Origin of the sequence: Paenibacillus sp. J23TS9, from assembly GCF_018403225.1 — a bacterium.
Taxonomy (GTDB): Bacteria; Bacillota; Bacilli; order Paenibacillales; family Paenibacillaceae; genus Paenibacillus_AQ.
The window spans coordinates 2,609,619-2,624,245 of the sequence record NZ_BOSG01000001.1; the positions used below are offsets into that span (position 1 = coordinate 2,609,619).

A 14,627-nucleotide genomic window follows, 5' to 3' on the forward strand; every position below is an offset into this window, starting at 1 on the left:
CCGCCTACCCGATATATTTGTATAGATTGTCAAAAATATTAAAGGTGAAATCCACCAATGTCGTCAATATCCAAGGACCAAACAGCAAAATTGCCAGCAGCACCGCCACAATTTTCGGAATGAATGCCAAGGTCTGTTCCTGGATCTGTGTTGTGGCCTGAAAAATACTCACGATCAGACCTACAATCAGACCGAGCAGCAGCATGGGTGCACTGACCTTCAGCACGGTATAAACTGCCTGTCCCGCGAGTCCGATAATAAAATCAGAATTCATGGCCGGCCTCCTTCGCCTTCATCATACGTCATGTATTAAAACTCATCAGCAGTGATTTGACGATCAGATACCATCCATCGACAAGCACAAACAGCAGAATTTTAAAAGGCAGCGAAATCATGACCGGAGGAAGCATCATCATCCCCATGGCCATCAGTGTACTGGCGACGACAATATCTATTATGAGAAAAGGTATGAATATCATGAAGCCCATTTGAAACGCCGTCTTCAACTCGCTGATCGCAAAAGCAGGCACCATGACAGTCAGCGGAATATCTTTGTAGGTTTTTGGCTTTTCCGTCTTCGTGTATTTCATAAATAACAGCAGATCTTTTTCTCGCGTTTGCGAAAACATGAACTTTTTCATCGGCTCTGCCGCTTTGTCCAGAGCTTGTGTCTGTGTTATTTCACCCTTCAGATAGGGCTGCAAGGCAACATCATTAATCGATGAAAACGTTGGTGTCATCACAAAAAGGGTCAGAAACAGGGCTAAACCGATCAGCACCTGATTGGGTGGCATCTGCTGTGTTCCTAGCGATGTTCTCACGAATCCCAGAACGACCACGATCCGGGTGAAGCTTGTCATCAGCACCAGCAGTGCCGGCGCGATGCTGATGACAGTAACCAGGAGCAAAATCGATAATGAGCTGGTGCTCGGTTTACCTCCTGAATCGCCCACCTTGATATCAATATTGGGAATGGGATCAGCAAAAGCTGCTGTTATTGCAAGCAAACTAATAACCGATAATACGATGCAAGCTAGCAAAACCTTCTTTTTCATGGATCCCTCAACCGATCTGTAGTATTATCTTCGCGAAGAAGCTCCTCCATCTTTTCCTTGCGGTTCGACATTTTACGCAGCTTCTCATCAAAGACCTCGTGAAATGATGATGTATCCTCCAGTTCGATATCCTCCGATACCGGACCTTGTTTACGCAGTTTGGAAGCCAGCTTCTCAAGTAAAGGCGAGAAAGCACCCGTCTGGGCATTCGCTTCCTGCTCAAAAGCCTCCATAATAATTCTGACTTCATCTTGATCCGTAATCTTATCCACAAGACGAATATCTTCCCCTACACCGACCAGATACAGGCTGCTGCCGATTTCTATGACTTGAAGGGATTTGTTCGGACCGAGTCCAACAGCACCCAAGGTCCGAACAGCACGACTGGTAAACCATGTCTTGTTTTTTTTGCCCAGAAAACGGATTAAAAGAATGATCAGAGCAACAATGACGGCTAGAACTACAATGACATAAACCAGATACAAGGAATAATTTCCCGGGCTATTAATCGTTTCCCCGTCGGCAATTATCATAGGAATCCTAAATGCCCAGAGTTTTGTTAATTGCTTCGATAACGCGGTCCGTTTGGAACGGCTTTACGATAAAGTCCTTAGCGCCTGCCTGGATCGCATCGATAACCATTGCCTGTTGTCCCATCGCAGAACACATAATGACCTTTGCGCTTGGATCAAGCTTCTTAATCTCTTTCAGAGCGGCAATCCCGTCCATTTCAGGCATAGTGATATCCATCGTGATCAGATCCGGGCGAAGCTCTTTGAATTTCTCGATTGCCTGTGAACCATCCTGAGCCTCTCCTACGACTTCAAAACCATTCTTAGATAAAATATCACGGATCATCATTCTCATAAAAGCTGCATCATCCACGATAAGTATACGGTTAGCCATTGATTAAAAATCCTCCCTAAATTTTGCTTATTGTAATTTTTGTATTCGGTCCCATTGGCTGAGAATGTCTGTGACTCGTACACCAAAGTTCTCATCGATAACAACAACCTCGCCTTTGGCGATGAGTTTATTGTTAACGAGGATATCCACCGGCTCGCCAGCAAGCTTGTCCAGTTCGATAATGGAACCTTGAGACATTTCCAAGATATCCTTAATTTGCTTTTGGGTCCTTCCTAATTCTACGGTGACTTTAAGAGGAATGTCCATCAATAAGTTTAAATTATTTTGATCGACTGACCCGAACGTCCCTGATTGCAGATTTGAGAACTGCACAGGCTGTACATTCACGTTGCGGTTATGCGGTGTTCCGTAATGCTGTGGCATGCCGTAAGGTGGCATTTGCTGGTTCGGATCATAGGCCGGCATATCGGCAGGAATCCCTTGTCCCGGGGCTCCATACCCCGCAGGAAAAGCCTGCGGCTGCTGATTTGGCGAAGTCGGCTGCTGTTGTACCGGAGCTGGCTGTGCAGCCGCTGCCGGCATTTCAGGCGCCTGAGCTGCTGCTGTCTCTTGAGCACTTTGTTCCACCGGTTCAGTCCCGTGAATCAGCATATTCACCATATCTTTGGCAAACTGGATCGGCAGCAGCTGCATAATGGTAGAATCTATCAAAGTCCCGATCGTCAGCCGGAAAGAAATTTTGATGAGCGTTTGCTGTTCCGGAAGACTGTTGACTCCATCACCACTGGCCATGTCCAGGATATCGATTCCAGGGGGTGAGATATTCACAAACCGGTTAAAGATCGTAGACATGGAAGTGGCAGATGATCCCATCATCTGGTTCATCGCTTCCTGCACAGCGCTGATATGAATTTCATTCAGCTCCTGATCTTCCGGATTGCCTTCTCCGCCCAACATCAGGTCTGCGATCACCTGTGCGTCACGCGTCTTGATAACGAGCGAATTGATGCCTTCGAAGCCGTCTACATACGTAACATGAACAGCCACATGGGGCTTGGGAAATTCGGATTCGAACTGTTGGCGTGTAATGATCGAAACTTTCGGTGTAGTAATCTCCACTTTCTTGCCCAGCAGTGTAGATAGAGCCGTAGCTGCGCTTCCGAATGTGATATTTCCGATCTCGCCCAGAGCATCCTGCTCCAAGGGAGTCAAATAGTCGTCAACTGTCGATCCGCTTGTGGTACTGGCCCCCGCCTCGGACTGTTTTAGCAGAGCATCAATTTCTTCTTGTGATAAATAATCATTACTCGTCAAATTCCTCAACTCCTTCACTGACAATCTCGTCGATTTGAACAGCCACCCGATCTTTGAGTGTGCCTGGGCTTCCAATGAATTTGAGGCGGTCTCCTACCTTGATCGACAGCCCGTTATCTACTGTTTTGTTTAGGCTGATCACATCTCCTACAGCCAGACCCAAAAATTCAGAAATGGAAATTTTCGAATCTCCAAGCTCAGCGATAATGTCTAACTTGGCTTGGCTGATCCGGTATTTCAAAGATTCAGCTTCCTCTGGCACACTGGATTTCTTTTCTGAAACAAACCACTGGTGTGTTGACAGCTTGGACATGATCGGCTCCAGCACAACATGTGGTATACAAAGATTGATCATCCCGGTGGTGTCCCCAATTTTTGTACTCAGTGATATGAGCGCAATCGTTTCATTGGGTGATACGATCTGCATAAACTGCGGATTCGTTTCCATTGCTTCTAATCGAGGCGAGATATCCAAAACCGTCTTCCATGCATCTGCGAGACTCTCGAAAGCACGGCTAAAAATCCGTTCTATAATAGTCGTCTCAATTTCGGTAAGCGTATTGATCTTCGCAGGAGCATTGCCCATACCTCCCAACAGACGATCCAGCATGGCATATGCTACGTTGGGGTGGACTTCCAGCACCATTCTTCCTTTTAAAGGCTCAGCTTCGAAAATGTTAAGGATCGTCATTTTGGGAATGGATCGTATAAATTCATCATATGGAAGCTGTTCAACCTGAACCACGCTGATTTGCACAAAGGTCCTGAGCTGCGCAGAGAAATACGTCGTCAAATACCGTGCAAAATTCTCGTGAATACGGGTTAAGCTGCGGATATGATCCTTTGAAAAACGGACCGCACGTTTAAAGTCATAGGAGCGGACTTTTTTCTGCGTATCCTCTTTTTTCAGTTCCTCCGCATCCATTTCACCAGACGAAAGCGCGGCCAGTAGGGCATCGATCTCATTTTGCGATAATACTTCAACCAATCATCTCACCCCCTTAAAGGATTGTATTGGGTTCACAAGTTTTTGCAGAAATCCTTATCTTAGAGCGATGTTAGAATATAATTTGTTATTTCGATTTGAGTCAGTTTTCCTTCAGTCAGAGTTTTATTGATCAAATTGATCAATTTTGCGCTTAATTGGTCCTTGCCGCCTGAGCCTCTGAGCTCATCCGGCTTGGTATCGGCAAGCGTTTTGATAATAATCGGTTTGATTTTGAACTCCTTGATCTTGTCGAATTCTTCTTTGGACTTCTTATCGTTCAATTGGAACGCAAAATTCATCAATACGATATAATCCTGATCTGCAAGATTGGTTTTGATATCCGTAATTTCAGACGTCATTTCCACAAGTTCATCCGCCGATAATTTTTGAACCTCGATCGCCTGGGCCGCAGTGTTCGGATTGCTGTTGTTTTTTCCGAGCAGCTGAGGCGTAAGCAAAACCACTGCAACTACGATTAGTGTAATAGCCAGAAGTATAGTTATCAGCCAAGGCAGCATTTTTTTCATGAGTTTTCCTCCATTTGTTGCACTTTGATTGTAGCGTTGTTAACGCCGATTTCCTGATTGTATTGTTTCACCAAGGAAATGACCTCAGCTGCTTTCTCCAAAACAATCATGCGTTTGCCCGTGACCAATGTAATATATGTGTCTGGCGTTTCTTCCACTGTTTCGATAAGCAGAGCGTTCAGCCATAATGGTGAACCGTTTAACCGGGTAACAGAAATCATAGCAGGCCTCCTATGGAAATTCGGGAGAGGCAGGCCTCTCCCGCGGGTTCAATCTATTAACGCTTCAGATTTACAATCTCCTGAAGTACTTCATCAGAAGTGGTGATAATACGCGAGTTAGCCTGGAACCCGCGCTGAGCAACGATCATTTCCGTAAATTCGCCCGTCAAATCAACATTGGACATTTCGAGCTGACCGGAAACGATAGCGCCTGTTCCATCTACGGCATTGTTCGCTGTCGTAGCATCAAGCGCCCCATCTGGATTGGCGTTGATGGTCATACGGTACAGACTACCGCCGATTTTCTCGAGGCCTTCCGGGTTGATCACTTTACCTACACCCAACTTCACTGCATTATCAGTCGAACCATCGGCCAGCTTCTGTACAATGGATCCGTCCTGTGAAATGGAGAATGATGTTGTATCTTCCCCAAGCGTGATCGGTTCTCCGCCGGAATCACATACATACAAGCCATCTGAAGTTAATAGATTTTTAGCTGCATCGACATGAAAATCACCGGCACGCGTCAAGAATGGTGTTTCCTGGGCATCGTTTAGTTTTACTAGAAAGAAGCCGTCTCCATCAATCCGAACATCCGTCGGATTATTGGTTGTCAACGCACTTCCTCCAAGATGTACCGTATCGATGGATCCAACCGAAACACCAAGACCAATTTGCTTGGAATTCACGCCGCCTTGTTCGGTACCATTGGGTGCAGTAACCCCTGAAACCGTCTGACTCATCACGTCCTTGAACATTACACGGCCGGATTTAAAACCGGTTGTATTCACGTTTGCGATGTTATTGCCAATAACGTCAAGCTTGGTCTGAAAACCGCGCATACCCGAAACGCCTGAATACATGGATCTTAACATTGATTATATCCTCCTCTATAGGTCATGGACCGCATCTGTCGATCAGCAGTCCACTGGCTCTCCTGTCGGGCCAGCCAGGTCAAGAAATGACAACCGCACTATCAATTTGAGTAAATACATTATCCTTCATGGAATTTCCATCCATTGCCGTCACAACCGTACGGTTTGCCACATTTACGATAAGCGCCATATCCTTCATTAATATCAGCGACTCTTTACTTCCTTTGGCGGCAGCCTTGTCAACCGCACTCTGGATCCGGGCTAACTGTTCGCCCTTTAGTTCTATTCCTCTTTGTTCGAGCCTCTTGGCTGCATGATTGCTGAACTTTAGCAGCTCGTCCTTAAAAATCTGGTTAAAAGAGGTTTGTGATGATTCCTGCTGCGAACTCCGCTGGGCTGCATTCTGAGCTGCCGGGTGGATCTTAGAGGGATACAGCTGCCCGATGGTCAAACGTTCGCTCATATAGATTCACCGCTTCCAGTTCCATCCGTTCCTGCGCTACCTGTGTTCCCCTCAGCACTGTTTCCAGCCGGGTCTTGAACAGGAATCGTATTTTGATTCTCTGCAGGATTAGTTTCATCCGCAGGTGGAACCGTTTCTTCTTTTGACGCTTCCTTGATTTCAAGGATTTTGGTCAAAGGAATCGCTACTGAACCTACTGACGCATATTGGACACCGTCTTTGACCAGTATGGAGTCTACAATTCCTGATTTCAGCTGTGCCGTACCGCCGTTCTCCGCATCGCCCTCATCCTTCCAGGTAATCTCTTTACCGATCAATCCTGAAACATTACCGAGCGATTGGCCCATGGCGGTAATCTGATTCGAAATATTCATGAGCTGCTCTACGGATGAGAATTGAGCCATCTGAGCGATAAACTCTTTGTCTTCCATTGGCTGCATCGGATCCTGATTCTGCAGCTGCGTTATCAAAATGCTGAGAAACTGGTCTTTACCCAAGCTCTGTGTTTTCGTGCTTGCTTTGGCAACGTTTGAAGCCGAGTAGTTAGGCCAAATATTCGATGTTGAAAAAGTATCAGCCATCTTTTTTCACCTCCATTTTAAGCTTTTGCCATAAATGAATTTCCGTCTTGCGCCTCTTCTTGTCGTCCAGCCAGCCAATCGTTCAGCTCTTCTCCGATCTCAGCGATCTTCAGAGCATCATCTGATTGTGCTTCTCTTTCCTTGGAGCGGCGGTTTGACTGCTGCTGTTGACCGGAGTTTGGCTGACGGCCATCATGATACATTTGCGATTGAAGCGACTGGTTTTGACTGACTACAAGCTTTTCGACCTGTACTCCCTGCGTTTGCAGTGAAGAGCGCAGCTGGCTCATCTGTTGTTCAAGCAAATCCTTAGTCGCTGCATGTTCTGTCGTAAACTGAGCGACGAGCTGTCCATTTTGCATTGTCAGCTTGACGTCCACTTGCCCCAGATTTTCAGGGTATAGCGTTATGCGTGCCTCAGACACTCCCTGCTGCTTAACGAAATCCAGCTTACTCACGACAAATCCAGTCATTTCCTCGGAAAACTTCTCAACGGGTACTGGAGCCGCGGCTGTTTTCACAGATGAATTAATTCCTTGCCTCATCGCCAGTTGGCCTGCCGTCATCGTGTTTTGTGTACCGAAGATATCATTAACGGGTTCCTGCTTGTCCACAGCTGCTGCTTGCTCTCCGCCGGCTGTCCCCTGCTCGCCTTTAAACAGCGTGCTTACGGAAGCCTCGGATACAGTGCTTTTGGATAGAAGAGAAGGCGTCGTCTGGATGTTCTTAATGACCGTTGTGTTCTCGTTTTGCTGTATGAAATCCAGTAACGTGCTTAAACGCTTCACTTCGGTTCCAGATAAAGAAGAATCCGATTTCGCTTGGCTTACCTGCGAAACCTCATTTGCTTGTCCGGAGGCAGTTTGTTTCGGTTGTGCAGGAAATGCATTACCCAGAATATCCTGGAACGACTGTAATAGCTTCATAGCCTCGAGCGGAGCATCGCCGGTTCCATCCGTCTTTTGCAGCATGGAAACAAGCTGGGCTAAACCGTCCTGTACTACAAAGCGGATCGTTGCCGGATTTTCGGTAAGTGGACCTGTTAATGCTTCTCCATTCGCCGTCAATGCCTCGCTGCCCGCTGAAGTATCCTGGTTCAGAAGATTCTGAATTTGCCCAAGCCAGCCCTGAAGCGCTGCAAGCAGGCCCGGGTCTGTCGCAACAGCCTCATCCAGTTTATCTGTATCGCCCAGCATGCTTTGCAGAATGTTCAACGCATCCTGTCCATCACCATTGCCCTCTTCTCCAGAAGAAGATGTACTTAACGCAGCAAGCTTCATCAAGCCTTCCAGCAGCGTACCTGCACCAATGATGGCGGCAGCATTTTGCTGTGTTCCGTCACCGGTCATCATTTGGGTCAGCGACTGGTTGAATGTACCTGTCCCTACCAAAGCACTTGCGTCTGACGCAGCAGCTGTTCCGGCTGCTTGTTTACCGCCTGCAGCCGTTGTCTTGCTGCCTGCACCGCTTGCTCCTGCAATATTCTGAAATAACAGACTCATATTTTTTCACCTCCTTTCAATAGAAGATCGGCTAAAATACTATTTGCTCATCAGTTTGTTTAAAATAATAGCGGTCGTTTTGGCATCCTGTGTACTCATGGCATCAAGTATTCCAGATCGGGTAGAATCATCCACGGAATTAAGAATAGTCAATACTTTTTCCGGTGAAATTTTATAAGTCGATAACAGCAGACCCGCGGCACTCTTGGCCGGCATACTCGCGAAGGTTTGGCTGATCTGAGTCTTGTCCAGTCCAGAGGCTGAAGCCGCCTGCTTATCTCCCGTATCCTTATCTATGCGCGACTGCAAAGCCGCAATAGCCAAATCACTCGAGGAAACCGCATCTTTGAGCTTCATACTCACATCAGCAGCAACCTTGGGATCCATTTTAGCCAAAATCGCCATTCTGTTATCGTTCTTCATCACACTAAGCAGTTGAACCATTTCTTCTGTCGTCATATTCTGCATGATCGGCGCTGCTTTGCTCGGGCTCATGTCGGCGTACATTTTGGCAAGATCCTTGATTTGCTTCTCATAAGGGTCTGCGTCAGTCTCCGTTCCTTTAGCAGCTGCTTCTTCTGCTGATTTTTGCGCAGAATCCAGCTGTTCCTGAACACCCTTAAGCTTCTGCTCCTGCTGCGTCTTCTCTTCCTTCGCCTTCTGAAGGTTTGCTTCCTGGGATGCCAGCTTGCTTTTTAGCTCATCAATCGTGGCATTTGCGCTCTTGACCTGATCCTTAGCATCCTGAAGCTTGGTTTTCTCAGGATCCTTAACAGGATCTGGTACCATGGTTTTGACGATTGGAATTTTTTGGGCCCATTCCAGCATATTGTTACGGACATTTACATTAAACAAGGTCAGAAGAACCCCGAGTAGGACTATCGTAAAAATGATCGGTATCATGAAGAATAGAAACCTCTCAAATCCCCCTGCAGACTCCTTCTCTACCTCAAAATCATTCTCTGCCAAAATCAATCCACCCCCGAGGCAACAGCTTGGTTTCTATCCGGTTCATCTATCTAGCTTTCATGGCGAACCTTACTGTTGCCATTTCATCCAATTCATTCTGTTCCCTCAGGAGCATACTTTGCTGAAAAGAATCTTTGGCTTTATCCTTCGCCTTGAGCCAAACCTTTTCATCCAGTACCTTATGGGAAAGCTGATCCTTTTTCATTTCAACATTGACGTTTGCATGCTGCACATCGGTATGCTTTTTCTCGATGCACTGTTCCAGATGCTCCACATACATTTGAAATTCCCGAATTTTCGAAACCGGAACTTTTTGCTCAGCGGCCTCTTGAAGCTCGTTCGCCATCCGTTCCCTGTTATCCATGAGCTCGCCAAGTGACTTCTCCTCGGCTTGCAATCTTCCGATTGCGCTTGATAGCATCCACTCAGCCTGTGTTTTCTCGTTACTTTTCAAGTCCACGATTTTTTGGAACGCATATTGAAATTTCATACCTTAAGGTCATCTCCTTGAAAATTCGGAAATCAAACGTTCTTGCACCTGTTCCAGTGTCACCTTTTCATTCACCTTTTGTTTGGTAAATTCCCAGATTTGCTGAATGTTATCGATCGACTCGTCGATTTGTTCGTTGGAGCCTTGTTGATATGCGCCGATATTGATTAGATCCTCCGAGTCTTTATAAATCGCCATCAGACGTTTCAAATTATCGGCGGCTTCAATTTGTTCTTCCGGTGCAATGTCTTTCATCACCCGACTAATGCTTGCGAGAACATCAATTGCGGGAAAATGTCCCTTGTTGGCAATGTTACGGTTAAGCACGATATGTCCGTCTAATATCCCGCGGACGGCATCGGCAATCGGCTCGTTCATATCATCACCATCTACCAAGACCGTATAAAAAGCGGTAATAGAACCCGTTGGTCCTGTTCCGGCACGTTCCAGCAGCTTGGGCAAACTCGCGAATACCGAAGGCGTATAACCTCTCATCGCTGGCGGCTCTCCAACAGCAAGCCCTACCTCGCGCTGCGCCATGGCATAGCGGGTTACCGAGTCCATCATTAGCATGACGTTCATGCCCCTGTCGCGGAAATACTCCGCGATGGTCGTTGCGATCAAAGCCCCTTTAATTCTCACCAGCGCCGGCTGGTCCGATGTTGCGACAATAACTACGGAGCGCTGCAACCCTTCCGGTCCAAGATCTCTCTCGATAAAATCCAGCACCTCTCGTCCACGTTCACCAATCAGTGCGATTACATTAACATCTGCAGACGTATTCCGGGCAATCATGCCCATAAGTGTACTTTTGCCAACACCGGAACCTGCGAAAATACCAACCCGCTGTCCTTTGCCAATCGTTAGCAAACCATCGATAGCTCTTACTCCGATGCTGATGGGTTCCTTCACTCGCGGCCTATTCAAGGGATTGGAAGGTTCATTATATGTGGAGCTGTAAGGCATCCGCGTCGGAATCAGTGATCCATCAAGCGGTTTTCCAAGTCCATCAAGTACTTTACCCAAAAGCTCGGAGCCCACCTGAACACTCAGCGGCTTGCCAGTACCCACCACATCGCAGCCCGGGCCAATGGATTGCAGCTCACCAAGCGGCATCAGCAGTACTTTATTGTCCCGAAACCCGACTACCTCGGCTTGCAGCGGCTTTGCGCCTTTTGTCGGATAAATGTAGCATACATCGCCAACACTCGCGTCAGGCCCCTCAGACTCAACCATCAGCCCAATGACCTGGGTCACTTTGCCGTTCACTCTAACGGGATCTATGTTCCGCAGATGCTCCATGTATCGTCCGCTGTTAAGCATCTTCATCCTGGTCTCTACGCTCCTCGTCATCCAGTGCGATCCGGATTAGCTCCTTCTTAATCTCGGTCAGCTGCGTATCAACTCTTGCATCCACGCTTCCAAAAGAAGATCGGATGACGCAGCCACGATCATGAACCGTGGAATCAGGTATTATCTGCAGCTCAGCCTGAGAATCGATCGCAGCCCCGAGCTCCTCTCTGGCTGCCTGAACAAATGAGAAATACTTTGGAGCCACGCACAGGGTAATCACACCTTGTTCCCGCTTGCGCAATAAATTGCTCTTGATCAAGTCGATGACGTAATCCGATTCTAAAGTCAGCTGCTTATCAATGACCTTCTCGGCAATAGCACAGCTTAGTTCAACCAGAAACGGCTCGGCTTCCTGAATAATTTGTTCTTTCATCAGATACGCCTGTTTTAGTACTGTCTGAGCCTCTTCCATCATCTGAGAAATCTGTTCCTGTAAATCTGCAAGAACCTTCTCGGATCCTTCACGATATCCCGTGTCATATCCTTCAGATTTTAGAGCTTCCACCAGATGCTCATCCTGCAGTCTGCGTTCTTGCCACCAGCCGTCAATTTGTTCATTTGCTTCCATCAAAATACGTTCCGCTTCATCAGAAGCCTCACGTACCTGGCGTTCAGCAAATTCACGCGCATCCTCAAGCATTTCTTTGCTAAGACGTTTGGATTCCTCATCCGCTTGAATTTCTTTGAATTCTTCTGCGTTCTCTTCTTCCAACTCCTCATTCTCGTCAGAAGAAGCATATCGATGCCCTAAATCCAGCTTTTTCAACATTTCAACAGGCACATACTGGGAAGATTTAATCAAATTAGACAATGATGTCATCCCCTCCGCCGCGAGCAATAATAATCTCACCAGCTTCTTCCAGTCTGCGGATCGTGCCTACGATGCGGGTCTGTGCCTCTTCAACATCACGCAGCCGTACCGGTCCCATAAATTCCATTTCTTCCTTGAAGGTTTCGGACATGCGCTTGGACATATTCCGGAAAATAACATCCCGCACTTCCTCGCTTGCCACTTTCAAAGCAAGCTGCAGATCTGCGCTTTCCACATCGCGGATGATCCGCTGAATCGAACGGTTGTCCACATTGACAATATCTTCGAACACAAACATCCGTTTTTTGATTTCTTCAGCAAGCTCCGGATCCTGAATCTCGAGCGAATCGAGGATCGTACGCTCGGTACCGCGGTCGACGCCATTCAGAATTTGAACGATCGACTCGATACCGCCTGCATTGGTGTAGTCTTGAGTTACTGTAGCTGACAGTTTTTGTTCCAGCACCTTCTCTACCTGTGAAATGACCTCAGGCGATGTACTGTCCATCACAGCAATCCTTCTTGCCACATCCGCCTGTTTATCTTGAGGAAGGGAAGACAATATGGCCGCTGCTTGTTCAAACTGCAGATAGGACAGAACGAGCGCAATAGTTTGTGCATTCTCATTCTGGATAAAGTTCAAGATCTGGTTTGGATCCGCTTTACGAGCAAAATCAAAAGGTCTAACCTGCAGTGTTGCTGTCAACCTGTTAATAACCTCGAGCGCTTTCTGAGATCCAAGGGCCTTCTCCAATATTTCCTTGGCGTAATTAATGCCGCCCTGCGATATATATTCCTGAGCCAGGCAGATTTGATGAAACTCTGACAGGATCATTTCTTTTTCCACACTATCTACTTTACGGACATTTGCAATTTCCAGGGTCAGCTGCTCAATCTCCTCATCTCTAAGATGTTTGAAAATTTGAGCCGAAACTTCCGGACCCAGGGTAATGAGCAGGATCGCCGCTTTTTGCCGCCCGCTTAAACCCTGGCTGTTTGGTTTTACCATTGGATTCACCTCTATTCGTCAGCAAGCCATGTACGCAGTAGATTGACAAATTCCTCCGGCTTTTTCTTCGCCAGCGTTTCGAGCTGTTTGCGTACCTGACTCTCGTTCGTCACACTTTCCAAACTAATGGATGGGAACTCTGTTGGAGCCGGCAATGGAAGATCCTCTTCCATCTCTTCTCTTTGTTTGCGTCGGCGGAATATCAGGAACCCGCCGCCTGCAAGCAGTGCGAGCGCGGCAATACCGATGCCCCAAAGAACTCCTTTGGAAAGATTCAAACCTTTCGTTTGGGTTACTTCTCCACCAAATGGTTGCGAATAAACCGAAACTTTTTTAGCCAGGTCAGCGTCTGTATATGTAGCACCTGAATCTGCAAGGGACGCTCTGACAATATTCACCAAAATATTTTGAATGGCATCTTTTGTTGTTTGATCTACCGTTTTTTGTCCGGTAGGTGGTTCAACGGCCACATTAATGGTTAAATCTTTTACAGAATAAGGGCTGGATATAATATCCTTAGTTATGTGATTCACTTCGTAATTCACTGTCTTCGACAGATCCTCGGAAGTCACATCACCGGTCGATGAACCGCTTGGATAGGTTGGAACTTGGGATTGTCCTGTGCCTGCCACACCACTGTCCGGATTAGCCTTACCTGTATAATTCTTGGAAATTTCCTGCACGCTGATTTCGATGCCTTTCATATTTTCGGCATCCACAGGGGTAACCATGTTTTCTTTGCTTTGAACTTTATCAAAATTCAGTTTGGAGACAACCAGGACGTCTACCTTATTCGGACCCATGAACTGAGCCAGAAACTGTCTTACATTTTGGCGAACCTCATTTTCGAATTTCTTTTGCAGCGCGAAGTTTTCTTCTACTGAACTGCTTAATGTACCTTGCCCGCCTCTTGATGACGGTAGCAGCTCAGTGTCGCCCTCCATCATCGTGATATTCTCAATCGGCAAATTCGGCACTGCTGTTTTGACGAGGTTGAAATATCCATCGACTGTTTCCTGATTCGGATGATATCCCGGCTTAAATTTCAGCACGACGGAAGCATTCCCTTTTTCCTGATCATCCGTTCCGGCAAACACACTTTCTTTGGGCAGCGTTACGAGAACCTTTGCTTCCAAAATACCGTTCATCCGTGTAAGGAGCTGTTCAACTTCACCGTTCAAGGCGTTGTTGTATTTGACATTGAACTCACTGTCTGTTGTTCCTATTGATGAAGAAGAGTCAAAAGCCCGGAATCCAATCGAACCATTCTGAACAATTCCTTGGGAGCCAACATCCACTTTGATGCGGGCGGCTTGCGTACTCGGTACAGAGATCGTTTTACCATCGGAACCCAGCTTATACGGAATGTTGTTCGTATCTAAATAATTCATGATGCCTGCAGAGTCGCTGGAATTTAAATCCTTGAACGCGACCTCATATTCCGTTTTGGAAAGCTGCATGGTCAGCACCACAATAGCAATGATGATTAGAGCAAGTGTAGAGAAAAATATTGTTTTTTGTTTTTTGCTGAACTGATTCCAATATTGGACGATCTTGTCCTTATATTGGGCGATTCTTTCATTCACAACGTCACCCACCCTA

Annotated in this window: 18 protein-coding genes; all 18 read right to left on the minus strand. The window is 46.8% G+C overall.

What is annotated here, in order from left to right:
• Positions 1 to 4: 4 nt before the first annotated feature.
• Positions 5 to 274 (minus strand): flagellar biosynthesis protein FliQ, encoded by a 270-nt coding sequence (gene fliQ / locus KJS65_RS12260; protein ID WP_136604716.1) that lies wholly within the window; start codon positions 272 to 274, stop codon positions 5 to 7.
• A gap of 28 nt (positions 275 to 302) precedes the next feature.
• The gene (fliP, locus tag KJS65_RS12265; protein ID WP_136604715.1) at positions 303 to 1,055 is read right to left on the minus strand and encodes a flagellar type III secretion system pore protein FliP; all 753 of its coding nucleotides are present in this window, start codon (positions 1,053 to 1,055) and stop codon (positions 303 to 305) included.
• Positions 1,052 to 1,588 carry a flagellar biosynthetic protein FliO gene (locus tag KJS65_RS12270; protein WP_213650054.1) on the minus strand — a complete coding sequence of 179 codons (537 nt, stop codon included), beginning with the start codon at positions 1,586 to 1,588 and terminating at the stop codon, positions 1,052 to 1,054. The genes fliP and KJS65_RS12270 overlap by 4 nt, the downstream gene beginning before the upstream one ends.
• A 7-nt stretch (positions 1,589 to 1,595) precedes the next feature.
• Positions 1,596 to 1,961, minus strand: coding sequence for a response regulator (locus KJS65_RS12275; protein ID WP_136604713.1), 366 nt, complete (start codon positions 1,959 to 1,961; stop codon positions 1,596 to 1,598).
• Between the two features lie 27 nt (positions 1,962 to 1,988).
• The gene (gene fliY / locus KJS65_RS12280) at positions 1,989 to 3,236 is read right to left on the minus strand and encodes a flagellar motor switch phosphatase FliY (protein ID WP_213650055.1); all 1,248 of its coding nucleotides are present in this window, start codon (positions 3,234 to 3,236) and stop codon (positions 1,989 to 1,991) included.
• Positions 3,226 to 4,224: a flagellar motor switch protein FliM gene (fliM, locus tag KJS65_RS12285; RefSeq protein WP_213650056.1), complete on the minus strand. Its 999-nt coding sequence runs from the start codon at positions 4,222 to 4,224 to the stop codon at positions 3,226 to 3,228. The genes fliY and fliM overlap by 11 nt, the downstream gene beginning before the upstream one ends.
• Positions 4,225 to 4,283: 59 nt before the next feature.
• Entirely contained in the window at positions 4,284 to 4,751 is a 468-nt protein-coding gene (locus KJS65_RS12290) for a flagellar basal body-associated FliL family protein (RefSeq protein ID WP_213650057.1), read from the minus strand.
• Positions 4,748 to 4,972 (minus strand): flagellar FlbD family protein, encoded by a 225-nt coding sequence (locus tag KJS65_RS12295; protein WP_213650058.1) that lies wholly within the window; start codon positions 4,970 to 4,972, stop codon positions 4,748 to 4,750. Before KJS65_RS12295 ends, KJS65_RS12290 begins: the two co-directional genes overlap by 4 nt.
• A 56-nt stretch (positions 4,973 to 5,028) precedes the next feature.
• Entirely contained in the window at positions 5,029 to 5,847 is an 819-nt protein-coding gene (flgG, locus tag KJS65_RS12300; protein ID WP_213650059.1) for a flagellar basal body rod protein FlgG, read from the minus strand.
• Between the two features lie 79 nt (positions 5,848 to 5,926).
• On the minus strand, positions 5,927 to 6,310 hold the full coding sequence (locus KJS65_RS12305; protein ID WP_213650060.1) for a TIGR02530 family flagellar biosynthesis protein: 384 nt from the start codon (positions 6,308 to 6,310) through the stop codon (positions 5,927 to 5,929).
• A complete protein-coding gene (locus KJS65_RS12310) occupies positions 6,307 to 6,891 on the minus strand; it encodes a flagellar hook capping FlgD N-terminal domain-containing protein (RefSeq protein WP_213650061.1) in 585 nt (194 codons plus the stop codon). The genes KJS65_RS12305 and KJS65_RS12310 overlap by 4 nt, the downstream gene beginning before the upstream one ends.
• A gap of 17 nt (positions 6,892 to 6,908) precedes the next feature.
• A complete protein-coding gene (locus tag KJS65_RS12315) occupies positions 6,909 to 8,393 on the minus strand; it encodes a flagellar hook-length control protein FliK (RefSeq protein WP_213650062.1) in 1,485 nt (494 codons plus the stop codon).
• A gap of 39 nt (positions 8,394 to 8,432) precedes the next feature.
• Positions 8,433 to 9,362: a MotE family protein gene (locus tag KJS65_RS12320; RefSeq protein WP_374706155.1), complete on the minus strand. Its 930-nt coding sequence runs from the start codon at positions 9,360 to 9,362 to the stop codon at positions 8,433 to 8,435.
• 46 nt (positions 9,363 to 9,408) lie between these two features.
• Positions 9,409 to 9,852, minus strand: a complete 444-nt coding sequence (gene fliJ / locus KJS65_RS12325) for a flagellar export protein FliJ (RefSeq protein ID WP_213650063.1) — start codon at positions 9,850 to 9,852, stop codon at positions 9,409 to 9,411.
• Positions 9,853 to 9,861: 9 nt separating this feature from the next.
• Positions 9,862 to 11,181: a flagellar protein export ATPase FliI gene (gene fliI, locus KJS65_RS12330; RefSeq protein ID WP_213650064.1), complete on the minus strand. Its 1,320-nt coding sequence runs from the start codon at positions 11,179 to 11,181 to the stop codon at positions 9,862 to 9,864.
• Complete coding sequence (locus KJS65_RS12335) at positions 11,168 to 12,016, minus strand: FliH/SctL family protein (RefSeq protein ID WP_213650065.1); 849 nt, start codon at positions 12,014 to 12,016, stop codon at positions 11,168 to 11,170. The genes fliI and KJS65_RS12335 overlap by 14 nt, the downstream gene beginning before the upstream one ends.
• Entirely contained in the window at positions 12,009 to 13,025 is a 1,017-nt protein-coding gene (gene fliG, locus KJS65_RS12340) for a flagellar motor switch protein FliG (protein WP_136604701.1), read from the minus strand. The genes KJS65_RS12335 and fliG overlap by 8 nt, the downstream gene beginning before the upstream one ends.
• A gap of 11 nt (positions 13,026 to 13,036) precedes the next feature.
• Positions 13,037 to 14,611 (minus strand): flagellar basal-body MS-ring/collar protein FliF, encoded by a 1,575-nt coding sequence (fliF, locus tag KJS65_RS12345; RefSeq protein WP_213650066.1) that lies wholly within the window; start codon positions 14,609 to 14,611, stop codon positions 13,037 to 13,039.
• Between the last annotated feature and the right edge of the window lie 16 nt (positions 14,612 to 14,627).

What these genes read in the sequence shown, in the direction of transcription:
- KJS65_RS12315 (WP_213650062.1), bottom strand. Translation starts at nt 8,393, where the DNA reads ATGAGTCTGTTATTTCAGAATATTGCAGGAGCAAGCGGTGCAGGCAGC.
- fliJ (WP_213650063.1), bottom strand. Translation starts at nt 9,852, where the DNA reads ATGAAATTTCAATATGCGTTCCAAAAAATCGTGGACTTGAAAAGTAAC.
- KJS65_RS12310 (WP_213650061.1), bottom strand. Translation starts at nt 6,891, where the DNA reads ATGGCTGATACTTTTTCAACATCGAATATTTGGCCTAACTACTCGGCT.
- fliP (WP_136604715.1), bottom strand. Translation starts at nt 1,055, where the DNA reads ATGAAAAAGAAGGTTTTGCTAGCTTGCATCGTATTATCGGTTATTAGT.
- KJS65_RS12305 (WP_213650060.1), bottom strand. Translation starts at nt 6,310, where the DNA reads ATGAGCGAACGTTTGACCATCGGGCAGCTGTATCCCTCTAAGATCCAC.
- KJS65_RS12290 (WP_213650057.1), bottom strand. Translation starts at nt 4,751, where the DNA reads ATGAAAAAAATGCTGCCTTGGCTGATAACTATACTTCTGGCTATTACA.
- fliG (WP_136604701.1), bottom strand. Translation starts at nt 13,025, where the DNA reads ATGGTAAAACCAAACAGCCAGGGTTTAAGCGGGCGGCAAAAAGCGGCG.
- KJS65_RS12295 (WP_213650058.1), bottom strand. Translation starts at nt 4,972, where the DNA reads ATGATTTCTGTTACCCGGTTAAACGGTTCACCATTATGGCTGAACGCT.
- KJS65_RS12270 (WP_213650054.1), bottom strand. Translation starts at nt 1,588, where the DNA reads ATGATAATTGCCGACGGGGAAACGATTAATAGCCCGGGAAATTATTCC.
- fliI (WP_213650064.1), bottom strand. Translation starts at nt 11,181, where the DNA reads ATGAAGATGCTTAACAGCGGACGATACATGGAGCATCTGCGGAACATA.
- flgG (WP_213650059.1), bottom strand. Translation starts at nt 5,847, where the DNA reads ATGTTAAGATCCATGTATTCAGGCGTTTCGGGTATGCGCGGTTTTCAG.
- KJS65_RS12275 (WP_136604713.1), bottom strand. Translation starts at nt 1,961, where the DNA reads ATGGCTAACCGTATACTTATCGTGGATGATGCAGCTTTTATGAGAATG.
- fliQ (WP_136604716.1), bottom strand. Translation starts at nt 274, where the DNA reads ATGAATTCTGATTTTATTATCGGACTCGCGGGACAGGCAGTTTATACC.